At 59.3% G+C, this 14,619-nt stretch carries 16 protein-coding genes and 1 tRNA gene; 9 read left to right on the top strand and 8 right to left on the bottom strand.

Annotated elements, in window-relative coordinates:
- Window positions 1–79: 79 nt before the first annotated feature.
- The 7 genes from Z947_RS0114275 to Z947_RS0114245 all read left to right on the top strand — a co-directional run bounded on the left by Z947_RS0114275 (window position 80) and on the right by Z947_RS0114245 (window position 6,907).
- Window positions 80–1,231 (top strand): deoxyguanosinetriphosphate triphosphohydrolase, encoded by a 1,152-nt coding sequence (locus tag Z947_RS0114275; RefSeq protein WP_025044970.1) that lies wholly within the window; start codon window positions 80–82, stop codon window positions 1,229–1,231.
- Between the two features lie 54 nt (window positions 1,232–1,285).
- Window positions 1,286–3,028, top strand: coding sequence for an arginine--tRNA ligase (gene argS, locus Z947_RS0114270; protein WP_025044969.1), 1,743 nt, complete (start codon window positions 1,286–1,288; stop codon window positions 3,026–3,028).
- 77 nt (window positions 3,029–3,105) lie between these two features.
- Entirely contained in the window at window positions 3,106–4,113 is a 1,008-nt protein-coding gene (locus Z947_RS0114265; protein ID WP_081781214.1) for an SPOR domain-containing protein, read from the top strand.
- Window positions 4,113–5,117: a beta-N-acetylhexosaminidase gene (nagZ, locus tag Z947_RS0114260; protein WP_025044967.1), complete on the top strand. Its 1,005-nt coding sequence runs from the start codon at window positions 4,113–4,115 to the stop codon at window positions 5,115–5,117. Before Z947_RS0114265 ends, nagZ begins: the two co-directional genes overlap by 1 nt.
- Window positions 5,110–5,904, top strand: a complete 795-nt coding sequence (locus Z947_RS0114255) for a segregation and condensation protein A (RefSeq protein WP_025044966.1) — start codon at window positions 5,110–5,112, stop codon at window positions 5,902–5,904. The genes nagZ and Z947_RS0114255 overlap by 8 nt, the downstream gene beginning before the upstream one ends.
- Window positions 5,897–6,553 (top strand): SMC-Scp complex subunit ScpB, encoded by a 657-nt coding sequence (scpB, locus tag Z947_RS0114250; protein WP_025044965.1) that lies wholly within the window; start codon window positions 5,897–5,899, stop codon window positions 6,551–6,553. Before Z947_RS0114255 ends, scpB begins: the two co-directional genes overlap by 8 nt.
- A gap of 81 nt (window positions 6,554–6,634) precedes the next feature.
- The gene (locus Z947_RS0114245; protein ID WP_025044964.1) at window positions 6,635–6,907 is read left to right on the top strand and encodes a hypothetical protein; all 273 of its coding nucleotides are present in this window, start codon (window positions 6,635–6,637) and stop codon (window positions 6,905–6,907) included.
- Window positions 6,908–6,935: 28 nt separating this feature from the next.
- On the opposite strand, the gene Z947_RS0114240 is transcribed toward Z947_RS0114245, so the two are convergent.
- The 8 genes from Z947_RS0114240 to Z947_RS0114205 form a co-directional block, all read right to left on the bottom strand.
- On the bottom strand, window positions 6,936–8,009 hold the full coding sequence (locus Z947_RS0114240; protein ID WP_025044963.1) for a 2'-deoxycytidine 5'-triphosphate deaminase: 1,074 nt from the start codon (window positions 8,007–8,009) through the stop codon (window positions 6,936–6,938).
- Window positions 8,010–8,092: 83 nt separating this feature from the next.
- Window positions 8,093–8,169 (bottom strand) — tRNA-Pro (locus Z947_RS0114235).
- A 66-nt stretch (window positions 8,170–8,235) separates the two neighbouring features.
- On the bottom strand, window positions 8,236–9,759 hold the full coding sequence (locus Z947_RS22385; RefSeq protein WP_025044962.1) for a MerR family transcriptional regulator: 1,524 nt from the start codon (window positions 9,757–9,759) through the stop codon (window positions 8,236–8,238).
- A gap of 4 nt (window positions 9,760–9,763) precedes the next feature.
- The gene (gene ihfA, locus Z947_RS0114225) at window positions 9,764–10,066 is read right to left on the bottom strand and encodes an integration host factor subunit alpha (protein ID WP_025044961.1); all 303 of its coding nucleotides are present in this window, start codon (window positions 10,064–10,066) and stop codon (window positions 9,764–9,766) included.
- Between the two features lie 109 nt (window positions 10,067–10,175).
- Window positions 10,176–11,147 (bottom strand): beta-ketoacyl-ACP synthase III, encoded by a 972-nt coding sequence (locus Z947_RS0114220; protein ID WP_025044960.1) that lies wholly within the window; start codon window positions 11,145–11,147, stop codon window positions 10,176–10,178.
- Complete coding sequence (plsX, locus tag Z947_RS0114215; protein WP_081781156.1) at window positions 11,144–12,250, bottom strand: phosphate acyltransferase PlsX; 1,107 nt, start codon at window positions 12,248–12,250, stop codon at window positions 11,144–11,146. Before plsX ends, Z947_RS0114220 begins: the two co-directional genes overlap by 4 nt.
- Window positions 12,251–12,294: 44 nt before the next feature.
- Window positions 12,295–12,501 (bottom strand): 50S ribosomal protein L32, encoded by a 207-nt coding sequence (rpmF, locus tag Z947_RS0114210; RefSeq protein ID WP_025044958.1) that lies wholly within the window; start codon window positions 12,499–12,501, stop codon window positions 12,295–12,297.
- Window positions 12,502–12,719: 218 nt separating this feature from the next.
- On the bottom strand, window positions 12,720–13,271 hold the full coding sequence (locus Z947_RS0114205; protein WP_025044957.1) for a YceD family protein: 552 nt from the start codon (window positions 13,269–13,271) through the stop codon (window positions 12,720–12,722).
- Window positions 13,272–13,362: 91 nt separating this feature from the next.
- Here Z947_RS0114205 and Z947_RS0114200 point away from each other — a divergent pair, with 91 nt between their 5' ends.
- Window positions 13,363–13,827 carry an outer membrane protein assembly factor BamE gene (locus tag Z947_RS0114200; RefSeq protein ID WP_025044956.1) on the top strand — a complete coding sequence of 155 codons (465 nt, stop codon included), beginning with the start codon at window positions 13,363–13,365 and terminating at the stop codon, window positions 13,825–13,827.
- Window positions 13,828–13,889: 62 nt separating this feature from the next.
- Complete coding sequence (locus Z947_RS0114195; RefSeq protein WP_037939567.1) at window positions 13,890–14,615, top strand: GNAT family N-acetyltransferase; 726 nt, start codon at window positions 13,890–13,892, stop codon at window positions 14,613–14,615.
- Window positions 14,616–14,619 lie beyond the last annotated feature (4 nt).

Genomic DNA, 14,619 nt, shown 5'->3' with positions numbered 1-14,619 from the left:
GCACTCCGGTGGGGCGGTTTTCATCGCTGGTTTTACCTAATATAGAAAGCCCAAGGACAGGCCACAAGGACCAGCCGCCATGCGCGCACCATATGCCTCTGATCCCGTACACGCCCGGGGACGGCGGGTGCGCGAAGAGGAAAGCACTTTTCGCTCCTGCTATCAGCGGGACCGCGACCGGATCATTCATGCCAGCGCTTTTCGCAGGCTCAAACACAAAACGCAGGTTTTTGTGGAGCATGAGGGCGATTATTACCGCACGCGACTGACCCATTCGATCGAGGTGGCGCAGGTGGCGCGTACGATTTCCGGCGCTTTGGGGCTGAACGGGGAGCTGACGGAAGCGGTGGCGCTGGCGCATGACCTGGGCCACACGCCCTTTGGCCACACAGGCGAGGATGCGCTGCACGCGGCGATGGCCCCTTACGGCGGCTTTGATCACAACGCGCAGGCGATCAAGATCGTGACGTCGTTGGAACGCCACTATGCGGAGTTCGACGGATTGAACCTGACATGGGACACGCTGGAAGGGATCGCCAAACATAACGGGCCGGTGACCGGTGATTTGCCCTATGCTCTGGCGGAATATGACGCGCTGCATGATCTTGAACTGCACACCCACGCCAGCGCCGAAGCGCAGGTCGCGGCCTTGTCCGACGACATCGCCTATAACAACCACGATCTGCACGACGGGCTGCGCGCAGGTCTGTTCACGGATGAGGAAATCATCGCGCTGCCCTTGGTCGGCGCGGCCTTTGCAGAGGTGGATTTGAGGTATCCAGATACCGATGGCTATCGGCGCAGACACGAAGCCTTGCGGCGGGTGTTCGGTGTGATGGTGGCGGATGTGATTGATACCTCTCGCGCTAACCTGGAGGGCAGCGGCGCAACTTCTGCGCATGATATCAGGCGCTTGGGGCGCACAGTTATCATGTTCTCACAACAAATGTGGCGGGATTTGCAGGAAATCCGCGCCTTTCTGTTCAGCCGAATGTATCGTGCGCCCTCCGTTATGGTAAAACGGACCGAGGTTACAAAGATCGTCGAGGACCTGTTCCCGATGTTCCTTGAAAACCCCACGCTTTTGCCGCGCCATTGGGCCAGACAGATCGAAGAGGCGGCGCAAGATCAGACCACGCTCGCGCGGATGGTTTGTGACTACATTGCCGGAATGACCGACCGATATGCCTATGCAGAACACGCGCGCTTGACCAAAGATGCAACGCGTTAGGGCTTGAGTGCGCAAATTGAGGTGATAGAGACACAAGCGAATAAGGAACTGACTATGAATATCTTTGCCGAAATCCGCGATCTTGTCACAACCACCTTGGACCAAATGGTGTCCGCCGGAACATTGCCGGAGGGGTTGAATTTCGATCCCATCACAGCCGAGCCCCCGCGCGATCCGGCGCATGGCGATATGGCGACCAATGCCGCAATGGTACTGGCCAAGCCCGCGGGCATGAAGCCACGCGATATTGCCGAAATGCTGGCAAGCAAGCTGGCCGAAGATCCGCGCATCACATCGGCCGAAATCGCAGGGCCGGGTTTTTTGAACCTGCGTCTTGCACCAAGCAACTGGCAAGCGATTGCAAAAACGGTACTGAGCGAAGGCACAGCATTTGGTCGTGGCTCCTTGGGGCAGGGCAAAAAGGTTAACGTCGAATATGTCTCGGCCAACCCGACGGGGCCGTTACATGTGGGACATACGCGCGGCGCGGTGTTCGGGGATGCGCTGGCGTCGTTGCTGGATTTCGCCGGCTTTGACGTGACGCGTGAATATTACATTAACGACGGCGGCGCACAGGTCGACGTTTTGGCGCGCTCTGTCTATCTGCGTTATCAAGAAGCGCACGGGCAAAAGGTTGCATTTCCCGACGGGACTTATCCGGGCGACTATCTGATCGAAGTCGGCGAGGCGCTGAAAGCCAAGGTGGGGGATGCCTATCTGGATAAGGGCGAACAGGTGTGGATCAGTGATATCCGCGAATTTGCCACTGAAAAGATGATGGACCTTATCCGCAGCGATCTCAAAGCTTTGGGTGTCGAGATGGATGTGTTCTATTCCGAAAAGTCGCTTTATGGCACAGGCCGGATCGAAGCTGCGCTGGAAGACCTTAAGAACAAGGGCCTGATCTATGAAGGCGTGCTTGAGCCGCCAAAGGGCAAGAAGCCCGAAGATTGGGAACCGCGCGAGCAGACGCTGTTCAAATCGACAGAGCATGGCGATGATGTGGATCGTCCGGTGATGAAGTCCGATGGCGGCTGGACTTATTTCGCGCCGGACATTGCGTATCACTACGACAAGGTGCAGCGCGGCTTTGACTTGTTGATCGACGTCTTTGGCGCGGACCACGGTGGCTATGTCAAACGGATGAAGGCGGCTGTGTCGGCGTTGTCGGGGGGCACTGTGCCGCTGGACATCAAGCTGACGCAGCTGGTCAAGCTGTTCAAGAACGGTGAGCCTTTCAAGATGTCCAAACGGGCAGGGACGTTCGTGACCCTGCGCGATGTGGTCGATCAGGTTGGCCCCGATGTGACACGCTTTGTGATGCTGACCCGCAAGAACGACGCGATGCTGGACTTCGATTTCGACAAGGTGCTGGAGCAAAGCCGCGAGAACCCTGTGTTCTACGTGCAATACGCCCATGCGCGGGTGGCATCCGTGCTGCGCAAGGCGGCAGAGGCGGGCATCGCAACCGATGATGCGACACTTGCAGCGGCGGACCTGAGCCTGCTGGATCACGAGAGCGAGTTGGGTGTGCTGCGCAAGCTGGCCGAGTGGCCACGACTGGTTGAAACAGCCGCGCGCACAAACGAACCCCACCGCGTTGCGTTTTACCTGTATGAACTGGCGGCCGATCTGCACGGGCATTGGAACAAGGGCAACGAGGTGACGTCCTTGCGCTTTATTCAGGATGATCCGGCAACCTCTCAGGCAAAAATTGCCCTTGCACGGTCCACGGCGATTGTAATTGCGGCAGGGCTTGGTATTCTTGGTGTCACACCGGCAGAAGAGATGCGTTAAGACAGATCGCGCCGACACACAGGTAACCCCAAAACTGGACCCATCGGGCAATGTATCCGCTGGGCGATGAGGCAAAGATGGCAGATTACACGTCTTCCCCCATGGCGGGGGAATACTATGACGATTCACTTTCCGTAGCCGGATCAACTGGACCGTCCAACAGTTTGACAACACTTACAAATGTGGCAGGGGCGGTGGTGTCCTTTGCGCTTATCGTGGGCATCGGGGTATGGGGCTACAAGCTGCTGGTCCGTGATGTAAGCGGCATTCCCGTGGTCCGCGCGGCCAGCGGCGAAATGCGCATCCGTCCCGATGAACCGGGTGGTGAAAAGGCCAGCCATCAGGGTCTGTCTGTGAATGCGGTTGCGGCGGTCGGCACGGCGGCAAAACCGGCGGACCGGCTGATCCTTGCGCCTAAACCGATTGACTTGACGGCGGAAGATCAGGTGATGCCGGCCTCGATGGTGACATCAGGGCCACAGGCGGCGCAGGTCGCCAATCTGCCCGAAGATGCCACCGTTCTGGATGCAAACGAGGTGACGGCCGCCCTTGAAAGCGGCAATGTTGATGATCTGGTGGCGCAATTGACCGCCGGCGTCGCGCCGATCAGCGATCTGGGTAATTCGACCGAAGAGACGCTTGCGTCCGTCAACAGTTCGATCGTTGAGGAAGTAGTCGCCGCCGAAGAACAGGTTGCGGCCCTTGTGGCGGGACCGGGTCTGCGCCAGTCCAAACGTCCTAAAAAACGCCCCGCTGTGCGTGCCTCTGTCACGCCTGCCGCGGTGGTGTCATCGGGCAGCACCTCTAACGAGGTCAAGGCATCCAGTTTGCCTGCTGGTACGCGGCTTGCACAGCTTGGTGCGTTTGACAGTCCCGAAGTGGCCCGCGAGCAATGGGACCAGTTGAGCCGTCGTTTCGACGTCTATCTGTCGGGCAAAACCCGCATTGTACAGAAAGCCACCAGCGGTGGTCGGGTGTTCTATCGCCTGCGCGCAATGGGCTTTGAGGATATCGCGGATGCCCGCCGGTTCTGTTCGGCACTGGTTGCGGAAAACGCCGATTGCATTCCGGTCGTGACCCGCTGATGACTTTTGGCGCGACGATCATCGATGCGGATGGTTTGCGCCTGACGGCAGACGAAAAAACGCTGTTTCGCGACGCCGACCCCTTCGGGTTTATCCTGTTTGCCCGCAACATCGACACGCCCGATCAGGTCCGTGCGCTTTGCGACGAGATGCGCGAGGCGGTCGGGCGCGAGGCGCTTATCACCATAGATCAGGAAGGCGGGCGGGTGCAGCGGATGCGTGCGCCTTATTGGCGCGAATGGATGCCGCCGCTTGAACTGGTCGCTTTGGCGGGGGTGCAAGCACCACGGGCGATGTATCTGATGTACCGGATCATCGCAGCAGAGTTGCGCAGCGTCGGGATTGATAGCAATTGCGCACCCATGGTCGATGTCGCGGGGGCGGCGACCCATGCTTTCCTGCGCAACCGGTGCTACAGCAGCGATCCCGTGCGCGTGGCGCAACTGGGGCGCGCCGCTGCGGATGGCATGTTGTCGGGCGGGGTTCTGCCGGTGCTGAAACACATGCCCGGCCATGGCCGTGCGACCATGGACAGCCATTTTGATCTGCCAACAGTTTCTGCACCATTGGATGATTTATTTCAGACCGATTTCGTACCTTTCAAAGCGTTGAACCACTTGCCCATGGGGATGACCGCGCATCTGGTTTACGAGGCGCTTGATGACACACCGGCAACCTTATCGCCCAAGGTGATGCAACTGATCCGTAATGATCTTGATTTTGACAACTTGATCATGACCGACGACATTTCGATGAAAGCCCTGTCCGGCACGCCCTCTGAAAACGCGGCCGCCGCGATCAAAGCGGGTTGTGATGTTGTGCTTTATTGCAACGCGTCGCTGGAAGACAGGCGTGCGGTAACGCAAGCGGCAGGGCGCATGACACCAACGGCGCAGATCCGCGCCGAACGCGCCCTTGCTATGCGCACCCAACCTGACGCCGTTGACATTCCGGCCCTTGAGCGCGAGTTTGAAGCGCTTTTGGGCGGGGCGGTGCATGGCTGAAACTCTATTCCAGGAAGACAAGGTATCGGTCGCCGAAAGGATGGCTGCCGAGGCGTTGATCATCGACGTGGACGGCTTTGAAGGGCCGCTTGACCTGTTGCTGACGCTAAGCCGTACGCAGAAGGTCGATTTGCGCAAAGTGTCGGTGTTGCAACTGGCACGGCAGTATCTGGCTTTTGTGGAAAAGGCCAAGGCGCTGCGGCTTGAACTTGCCGCGGATTATCTGGTGATGGCGGCGTGGCTGGCGTTTTTGAAATCCCGCCTTCTGTTACCCCCTGACCCCACCGAGGAGGGCCCGTCGGGCGAAGAGCTGGCCGCACATCTGGCGTTCCAGCTTGAGCGGTTGCAAGCGATGCGCGATGCGGCGGCGCGGCTGATGGCGCGGGACCAGTTGGGGCGTGATTTCTTTGCCCGGGGGCAGACGCATGAAGTCGAACGGGTGCGCAAGGTCACCTATACCGCCACCCTTCTGGACCTGATGCAAGGCTATGCGCGGATCAGGACCAAGGACGAATTCCGTCCCTTTGTGATGGACCGTGACGCGGTTTTCACCATGGAACAGGCCTTGGAGCGGATGCGCGGATTGATCGGCTATGCGGGCGACTGGGGCGATCTGATGAGCTATCTGCCCGAGGGCTGGGAAAGCGACCCGGTCAAGCGCCGCTCTGCGACCGCGGCTACATTTGCGGCCTCCCTGGAGCTGGTAAAGGAGGGCCATCTGGAGATCCGGCAAAACGAAAGTTTTGCGCCGATCCAGTTGCGAAAAAGGGATACGCCGCGTGGCTGAAGAGATTGAAACACCGGAAGAAAGCCTGTTCGAAGCGCCCCCCATGGCCGAACAGGAACGCATGATCGAAGCCGTGCTTTTTGCCACCTCGGAACCGATTACCCTGCGTGATCTGGCGGCACGGATGCCGCATGGCTGTGATCCGGCCGAAGCGATGGTGTATCTGCGCAAACGCTACGAGGGGCGCGGGGTTCAAGTTGTGCGTGTCGGGGATGGATATGCGATGCGCACGGCGGCGGATCTGGGTTTTTTGATGCAACACGAAACCGTCGAAATCCGCAAACTCAGCCGCGCCGCGATCGAAACGCTGGCGATTATTGCCTATCACCAGCCGGTCACCCGTGCCGAGATCGAGGAAATCCGTGGCGTTTCCGTATCGCGCGGGACGGTGGACCAGCTGCTTGAAATGGAGTGGATCCGTTTCGGGCGGCGCAAGATGACGCCGGGCCGGCCGGTGACATTTGTTGTGACGCAAGGGTTCCTGGACCACTTTGGCCTTGAGAACGCGCGCGACCTGCCGGGGTTGAAAGAACTGCGTTCCGCCGGATTACTGGAAAGCCGCGCGCCATTGGGCGACGCGCCGGTGCCGGGGGATGGCGGAATTGACGAAGAAACCAACGAGGGCCAGTCCGAACTGTTCGAGGATTAATTCCGCCGGTTTGCAAGAAGGGCCTGAAAATCGCCGCAATCCTTGCTATATAGAGGATTGAGGCAAAGCGAGGAGCAGTCAATGAACCAGATCATCAACATGATCATCCGTCAGGTGATGCACCAATTGGTCCGTCGCGGTGTCAGTGCGGGCTTTGACAAGGCCAGCGAGATAGGCCAGCGCCGCAAGGGCCAAGGGCGCAACGCCCAGCAATTGCCGCCCGATGCGCTGGATGACTATGGCAACCCGATCGCACCACAGCTGACCCCCGAAGAGCGCCGCCAGCAACGCCACGCCCGCCAACAGGCGCGGCAGGCGAAACAGGCGATGAAGGTCATGCGACGGGTGAAATAACCCCTGATGTCGCAGGGATTTCCTGCGTTTATGCTTTGAAGTGTTTTGACAGTTTCAGGCCTTGGCCCTGATAGTTTGACGCCAGTTCTGCGCCGTAGAGCTGTGTAGGTGCTTCGCACATGCGTTCATAGACTAAGCGGCCCACAACCTGACCGTGCTCCAGCACGAAGGGGGCCTCGTGACAGCGCACTTCCAGCACGCCGCGTGATCCGGCACCGCCTGCGTCTGCATAGCCGAAACCGGGGTCGAAAAAGCCCGCATAGTGGACACGAAATTCACCAACCATTGCCAGATAGGGGGCCATTTCGGCCGCGTAGTCCGGCGGAATTGTCACCGCCTCGCGGCTGACAAGGATATAAAACGCGCCGGGATCAAGAATGATCTGGCCGTTGCTGCTGTGAACTTCTTCCCAATATTCTGCCGGTTCGTAATAGCCGATATTGTCCAGATCAATCACGCCCGTATGCGGTTTGGCGCGGTAACCGACCAGCGTCGTTTCGGGAAGTTTCAGATCAACGGAAAACCCCAGCCCTTCGTCAATCACCGCATCGCCATCGACCAACGGGGTCACGTCGTGCAGGGCGCGCAGCGCATCGTCGTTCAACACGGCATCGCCGCGCCCGAAACGGATCTGGTTCAACCGCATGCCGGGGCGCACCAGTACAGAAAACGAGCGTGGACAGATTTCAGCGTAAAGCGGGCCCGCGTAGCCCGGTGCAATGCGGTCAAATTCGGTGCCGCCGTCGGTGATGGTACGGGTCAACAGGTCAAGACGGCCGGTCGAGCTTTTGGCGTTGGCGACGGCTGACAGATCGGCGGGCAGGTCCAGACGTTCCATCAGGGGCACAACATAAACGCAGCCTTTCTCAAGCACCGCCCCGTCGTTCAGATCGACGCGGTGCATTTCGAATTCTTCAAGCCGGTCAGATACTTTCGCGCCATGCCCCGCCAGAAACGACGCGCGCACGCGATAGGCCACATCGCCAAGGCGCAGATCAAGGCTGGCAGGTTGGATCTGTTCCGACGTGATCGCGGGGCGGGCGGTAATTTCGCCGGCGTCGATCATCGTCTGGATCAGCTGATTGGGGATCACACCCTGCATGACGTCATTCATTTCGGGGATCCCTTGTTAAAACTCAAACGCCCGCACACCCAAGGGGCTGCGAGCGTTTGATGTATGTCGGTTGGTCGGGCTAGCAGGACTCGAACCTGCGACCTTCCGTCCCCCAGACGGACGCGCTACCAGACTGCGCCATAGCCCGACATGGGGGTGTTCATAGCTGATCTTTGAAGCCGCGCAAGAGAGAATTGGCACAAAGCGCATCGGATCAGTCGTTTGATGGCGAGGCTGCACCTGTCTGTCGTGCACCGGGTCGCGTTGCAGCCATGGAATCGCGCAGAACCGTCAGCTTTTCAAGCAAGGGCGCAATTTTGCGGGCCTGCGTCGTGTTCAACTGCTTGCAGGTAAAGGCCGCACTTAAAACTGCGGGCGCGGCGCTGATTTCATGTTCCGGCGTGAACGCCGGCATGTCGATGACGCGCGGTTTGGGTGCTGCGGGGTGCGGGGCTTGCGCGGGTTCGGGCCCCGCGTCGGCGTCCGGCGCGTCTTGGACTGTTACAGAATCGTCTGTAGCACCGTCTACCGGCATGTTGTCGGAAACGTCGGGTTGATCCGCGTCCGCCACCGACCGGCGCAAAAAGGCGGGCAGGGCGGCGGTGTCATCATCTGCGGGCGCAGATTCTTCCTGCTCGGGATCATCCGTCGCGGTTTCGTCCTCATCCGCTTCAACCACATCCTGCGATGGCTGGGATGTTTCTTCCGATGTCGCGTCTACGGGGGCCGGTGATTCTTCCGCGGCACCTTCGGTAGATTCTGCCGTTTCGGGCTGGTCTTCCAGTTCGTCCGCCACAAGGGGCACTTTTTCGAAAACCGGTTCGGGGCGTGCCATCGGGGCAGGTTCGACAATGGTGATATGTTCGTTCACCTGCGCGGGTTCGACGCTTTCGGCCTCTTCGGCTGCCTCTTCAGGCTGGTCGGCGGACGCGGGTGCCGAGGTCTGCGCTGGTTCGGGGGCCGCGCCGTCCTGTGGGGCGGATTGGGCAGGGAGTTCCGTTTGTGCCTCCGCACTTTCTTCCTGTGAGACATGCGCTGCCGCGTCAGCAGGCGATGCATCTTTTGCATCTTCAGCAGTGAGCGATTCTGGCACGTCAGCAACGGTTTCGGGCTGCACGTCAGCCGCTGGACCCGCTTCTTCATCGGTTTGAGATGGTGCCGCTGCATTGTCCACAGCAGGCGCGGCTTCGCCTTCGGCCCGTGCTGTCTGAGGGGCCTCATCTTTTACGGTTTCGACCGCAGCTGCATCGGCTGATGACGCATCATCAGGCGTGGCGGTGTCCTCGACAGGTGCCGTTTCAACGACAGGGTCCGCAGCGGGCGCGACGGTTTCCGCTGTGTCCTCAACGGGCTGGGTTTTCTTGTCGAAATTCAGCACGACGCCGGTTTCTTCCTGTGCCTCTTCGGGCACATCGATAAAGGGCGTGGGCGGGGATTCGTCGAGCAGCGATTGGGTCAACTCGTCCAGCGGTTGTGACAGGGCCGCGACATGGTTCATGCCTTCTTCGCGCAGGATTTTCTGGACGCCTTTGATCGTCAGGCCGTCCTCGTGCAGCAATTGTTTGATCCCACCCAACAACAACATATCGTTGGGGCGATAATAGCGCCGTCCGCCGGCGCGTTTTACCGGACGCACCTGTGTGAATTTGCTTTCCCAAAAGCGCAGCACATGGGCTTGAATGCCCAGCCAGTCAGCGACTTCGGAAATGGTGCGAAAGGCATCCGCAGACTTGGCCATCAGATCAGGACTTGTTGCCGTCCGCGACGCGGTCTTTCATCAGGTGCGACGGACGGAACGTCAGCACACGGCGCGGGTTGATCGGCACTTCTTCGCCGGTCTTGGGGTTGCGGCCGACGCGGGCAGTTTTATCCCGCACAGAGAAGGTGCCAAACGATGATATCTTGACCTGATCGCCACTGACCAGCGCGTCCGACATGTGATCTAGAACAGATTCGACCAGTTGCGCGCTTTCATTGCGCGACAGACCCACTTCGCGGAAGACCGCTTCGCTCAGGTCCATACGCGTCAAGGTTTTATTCGTCATCCAACTTCCCCCGGGTTTTTCCCACCATAACGGCGGGCAAATTTAAGAGTCAATATCAATGACTTGGGCAGGCGTCTTTATGCGAATATGCAAAGGCGTGCTGCACAGGTTACCAGCGCAGAACAACCGCCCCCCAGGCCAGCCCGCCGCCGATTGCTTCGGTAACGATCATATCGCCGGCTTTGATCTGTCCACGCTCACGCCCCACAGACAGGGCCAGCGGGATTGATGCGGCAGAGGTATTGCCGTGATCCTGCACTGTGACCACAACGTTTTCCATCGGCAGGCCCAGCTTTTTGGCAGTGCCCTGAATGATGCGGATGTTGGCCTGATGGGGCACGATCCAGTCTACATCCTGCGGGGCGATGCCCGCGCGTTCCATCGCGGTGGTGGCGGTCGCGGCCAGCTTGCCAACAGCATGGCGGAACACTTGATTGCCCTGCATGCGCAGATAGCCGGTGGTGCCGGTGCTGACACCGCCGTCCACATACAGCAGTTCGCGGTGGCGCCCGTCCGAATTCAGATCGGTGGCAAGGATGCCGCGATCGGAGGCATCGCCGGTGCCGTCTTGTGCTTCCAGCAGAACCGCACCAGCCCCGTCGCCGAACAGCACACAGGTGCTGCGGTCGGTCCAATCCATGATCTTGCTGAATGTTTCGGCCCCGATGACCATCACCCGTTTGGCCTGACCCGAGACGATCAGCGCATTCGCATTGCTGAGGGCAAAGACAAATCCGGCGCAAACTGCTTGTACATCAAAGGCATATCCGCGGGTCATGCCCAGTTGGTCCTGCACCATGGTAGCGGCAGAAGGAAAGGTGAAATCAGCAGTCGAGGTGGCCAGCACGATGGCGTCCACGTCATCGGCTTCCAGCCCGGCATCTTTCAACGCGGCTTTTGCAGCGGCGGTGGCCATGGACGAGGTTGTCTCGCCTTCGGATGCGAAATGGCGCCGTTCGATGCCCGAACGCGAGCGGATCCATTCGTCATTGGTGTCGAGCGTCGCCTCGAATTCGGCGTTCTCTACCACGCGGGAGGGCAGGTAGTGCCCGCAACCGATCACAACAGCGCGTGTGGTCATTCAGGGGTCTCCTCGACCGGTAGGGTGGCTGCGATGCGCGCGGCCAGCTTGTCGTTGAACTGGTTCTGCGCAAGCTGCGCGGCCAGTTTGATTGCCGCAGAAACACCTGTTGCATCTGCCGAGCCGTGGGATTTCACAACCGTGCCGTTCAACCCGAGAAACACACCGCCATTGACGCGGCGCGGGTCGATTTTGCGCTGAAGCCGCCTGAGCGAGGTATAGGCCAGCAGCGAGGCCAATTTGGACAGGACCGAATATTTGAAGGCTTCGCGCAGGCGCAGGCCGACCAGTTTCGCCGTGCCTTCGCCGGTTTTGATCGCAACATTGCCGGTGAAGCCGTCGGTCACGATCACATCTGCCCGATCCCCCGAAATATCGCCGCCTTCGACGAATCCGACGAAATCGAAACCGACTTCGACTTCCTGGGCGCGAATCAGATCGTAGGCTTCTTTCAGCTCCGAGCGGCCTTTGTGTTCTTCGGTGCCGACGTTCAACAGACCCACCCGCGGTTTTGGCAGGTCCATGCCGTTGCGGGCATAGGATGCGCCCATCAGCGCAAAGCGTAAGAGGTCTTCGGCATCGGCGCGGATATCTGCGCCAACATCCAGCATCACGTTAAACCCCTGCTTGTTGGCAGAAGGGTAAAGAACAGCAATTGCCGGACGGTTGACCCCGGGCAGCTTGCGCAGCCGGATCGTCGAGATCGCCATCAGGGCGCCGGTGTTGCCGCATGACACGGCGACAGCGGATTCGCCGGAGCGCACGGATTCGACCGTGGCCCACATCGACGTGTCCTTGCCGGTGCGCACCACATGGCTGGGTTTGTCATCCATGCTGACCACGCCGGCAGCATGGCGCACGTCACAGCGTCCCGAAAGGTGGGGATCACGATCCACCAAGGGGCCAAGCAGTGCCTTATCCCCATGAAGAATAAAGGCAATATCGGGATTGATCTTTGCAGACAAAGAACACCCGGCAACAACTGCTGCCGGGCCTTCGTCACCCCCCATGGCATCCACGGATATAAGGGTGCGCCCCTCAAAAAGGGCCCCATCTGACGGGGCAGGGGCGGTCGCGTCAATATGATCGGTCGGTGCCGTCATGGATGCGCGTGCTCCCTTATGATCTGAATGAACGATAGCCCAGCTTAGGCTGCGTCGTCTTCCAGGTCGACTTCTTCTGTCAGTACAACGATTTCTTTTTCGTCATAGTGACCGCAAGACGCACAAACGTGGTGTGGGCGCTTGAGCTCACCACAGTTGGAGCATTCGTCTGGGTTCGCTGCGGTAAGCGAATCATGTGCACGACGGTTGTTGCGGCGTGACTTGGAAACTTTATTCTGCTGGACAGCCATGACTGGTGCCTTTGTCATTCGGGGGGCGGGGTCACATTACGCTGACCAAGCCCCGTGTTTCTATTTACCCCGGATCGGGCGTGTCGCCGCTTTAGGCAAAGCTGCGGGTGATGTCCAACCTTAATTAGGAATACGAAAGGCCTAATTGGGGTGAGGGCGGCAAAATACTGCTAAAACGCGCAGGCGCAAGCGGATATTCTCAGCGCAGGGAGGATCGGTTAATGGCCGCCTTTTTCCAGTTTGCTTTTCAGATCGGCAAGACCCGCAAAGGGGCGCGCATCTTCATCGGTCATCGGGGCCTCGCCGGGTTTGGTATAGACCAGCTGTCCCAGTTCTGCGTCGTCCTTGCGCGGATAATCAGGCGCGGCCAGCGCCAGTGCTTCGCGCATTACCACACCAGGATCAATCCAGCTGCCCAAGGGTTCGGAGGTGTCATCATCGGGCATTTCGACTTCCGGTTCGTCAGGATAGGCGAAGGTGCTGATAAAGTTGCGTGTTACATCAACGTCGATCCGTGTCATCACCGGCTCAAGCGTGACAACACAAGGCTGCACAACGGTCGCGCCCAAACGTCCTTCTAACGTCCAGTCGCTGCCGGCAAGCGGTTTGATGCGCCCGCTAAAGGATAGTTTGCGCAGTGAGGAAAAGCCGAGTTCTTCGGCAATGACTTTTAATTCGTCGCCGTCGGGACGCAGGGAAAAGCTGTTTTCGGCAGTCTGAGACAGCTCTGCTACGCGCAATGCGGTGTCGCTGGGAGGGAGGTGCGCCATATCTGGTCTACTTTCGTTTCTTGAACACAAGGTGCAGCATGGTGTATGCGGAATAAAAGCCGGAACTTCCATGGCCAAGAGGGCAGACAATATGCGTATCACTCGCCGAACGGGCCGTCACGCCCTTCATGCAGCGGTTTTTGCCTTGGTCATTGGCGTTGCAGGCTGTTCGCCGCAGTTCAACAACTATGGCTATGTTCCCCCCGAAGAGGATCTTGCCCTGATCGAAGTGGGCAATGACACCCGCGAAAGCGTGGCTGACAAGGTCGGCGTGCCGACATCGTCGGGTGTGTTGAACACGTCGGGCTATTATTATGTGCGGATGCGCACGCGCACGATCGGGCCGTTGGCACCGCAGGAAATCGACCGGCAGGTTGTCGCCATCAGTTTCAGCGATGCGGGCGTGGTGCAGAATGTCGAACGTTTCGGGCTGGAACGCGGGCAGGTAGTGCCCTTGTCGCGCCGTGTGACCTCATCGCCCGTCAGCGACAACAGTTTCCTGCGTCAATTGCTGGGCAATATCGGACGGTTTAACCCGACAGCCTTCGGGAGCTAGAAACGCATGAACGGCGTCCCCTTGTTGCGCCTATCGGCGCTGCAGGCCGGGAAACAGCCGTGATTGAGACGCTTTCAAAGGGAAAATACGTGGCCCGCCCCGCGATTTCGCCGGCGGACATGGCGGCCATGCGCACCTTGCGGCATCGGTGTTTCGGGCCTGCTGCGGCGCAGGAAGGCGATGTATTCGATGCCCGATCTACCCATATTCTGGTTGAGGATCGCGCAGCTGGCACGCTGGTGTGCTGTTACCGCCTGATGTTGCTTGACGGCGGCAGCCTGAACCAAAGCTATGCGGCGCAGTTTTACGGGCTTGGTACGCTTGCGGTCTTTAAGGGCCGAATGCTGGAACTGGGGCGATTCTGCGTCGCCCCTGATCGCCCGGACCCCGATATTCTGCGCATCGCATGGGCGGTGATGACCGATTTTGTGGACCGTGAACAAGTGCAACTGCTGTTTGGCTGTGCGTCATTCGCAGGCATCGACACCTCGGTTCATCTTGACGCTTTCGCGCTGTTGCGCGCGCGCCATCTGGCACCGGAGCGTTGGTCGCCGCAGGTGACGGCCCCTGAGGTCTTTAGGTATGCGGCAAGGTTGCGGCGTAAACCCGATCTGCGCAAGGGCTGGGCGGGGATGCCGCCCCTATTGCGGACCTATCTGATGATGGGGGGCTGGGTCAGTGATCATGCGGTGGTGGATCATGCGATGAACACGCTGCATGTGTTTACCGGACTTGAGATCGCAGCGATTCCTGATACGCGCAAAAGTCTGTTGCGGGCGTTGGTTTGAGTTA

The organism is Sulfitobacter geojensis (genome assembly GCF_000622325.1).
Classification (GTDB): domain Bacteria; phylum Pseudomonadota; class Alphaproteobacteria; order Rhodobacterales; family Rhodobacteraceae; genus Sulfitobacter; species Sulfitobacter geojensis.
This window is presented reverse-complemented; position numbering and strand designations above follow the sequence as displayed.

Excerpts from the sequence above, each read along its gene's own strand:
- Z947_RS0114275 (WP_025044970.1), top strand. The coding sequence starts at position 80 with ATGCGCGCACCATATGCCTCTGATCCCGTACACGCCCGGGGACGGCGG.
- argS (WP_025044969.1), top strand. The coding sequence starts at position 1,286 with ATGAATATCTTTGCCGAAATCCGCGATCTTGTCACAACCACCTTGGAC.
- Z947_RS0114265 (WP_081781214.1), top strand. The coding sequence starts at position 3,106 with ATGGCAGATTACACGTCTTCCCCCATGGCGGGGGAATACTATGACGAT.
- nagZ (WP_025044967.1), top strand. The coding sequence starts at position 4,113 with ATGACTTTTGGCGCGACGATCATCGATGCGGATGGTTTGCGCCTGACG.
- Z947_RS0114255 (WP_025044966.1), top strand. The coding sequence starts at position 5,110 with ATGGCTGAAACTCTATTCCAGGAAGACAAGGTATCGGTCGCCGAAAGG.
- Z947_RS0114245 (WP_025044964.1), top strand. The coding sequence starts at position 6,635 with ATGAACCAGATCATCAACATGATCATCCGTCAGGTGATGCACCAATTG.
- Z947_RS0114240 (WP_025044963.1), bottom strand. The coding sequence starts at position 8,009 with ATGCAGGGTGTGATCCCCAATCAGCTGATCCAGACGATGATCGACGCC.
- Z947_RS22385 (WP_025044962.1), bottom strand. The coding sequence starts at position 9,759 with ATGGCCAAGTCTGCGGATGCCTTTCGCACCATTTCCGAAGTCGCTGAC.
- ihfA (WP_025044961.1), bottom strand. The coding sequence starts at position 10,066 with ATGACGAATAAAACCTTGACGCGTATGGACCTGAGCGAAGCGGTCTTC.
- Z947_RS0114220 (WP_025044960.1), bottom strand. The coding sequence starts at position 11,147 with ATGACCACACGCGCTGTTGTGATCGGTTGCGGGCACTACCTGCCCTCC.
- plsX (WP_081781156.1), bottom strand. The coding sequence starts at position 12,250 with ATGACGGCACCGACCGATCATATTGACGCGACCGCCCCTGCCCCGTCA.
- rpmF (WP_025044958.1), bottom strand. The coding sequence starts at position 12,501 with ATGGCTGTCCAGCAGAATAAAGTTTCCAAGTCACGCCGCAACAACCGT.
- Z947_RS0114205 (WP_025044957.1), bottom strand. The coding sequence starts at position 13,271 with ATGGCGCACCTCCCTCCCAGCGACACCGCATTGCGCGTAGCAGAGCTG.
- Z947_RS0114200 (WP_025044956.1), top strand. The coding sequence starts at position 13,363 with ATGCGTATCACTCGCCGAACGGGCCGTCACGCCCTTCATGCAGCGGTT.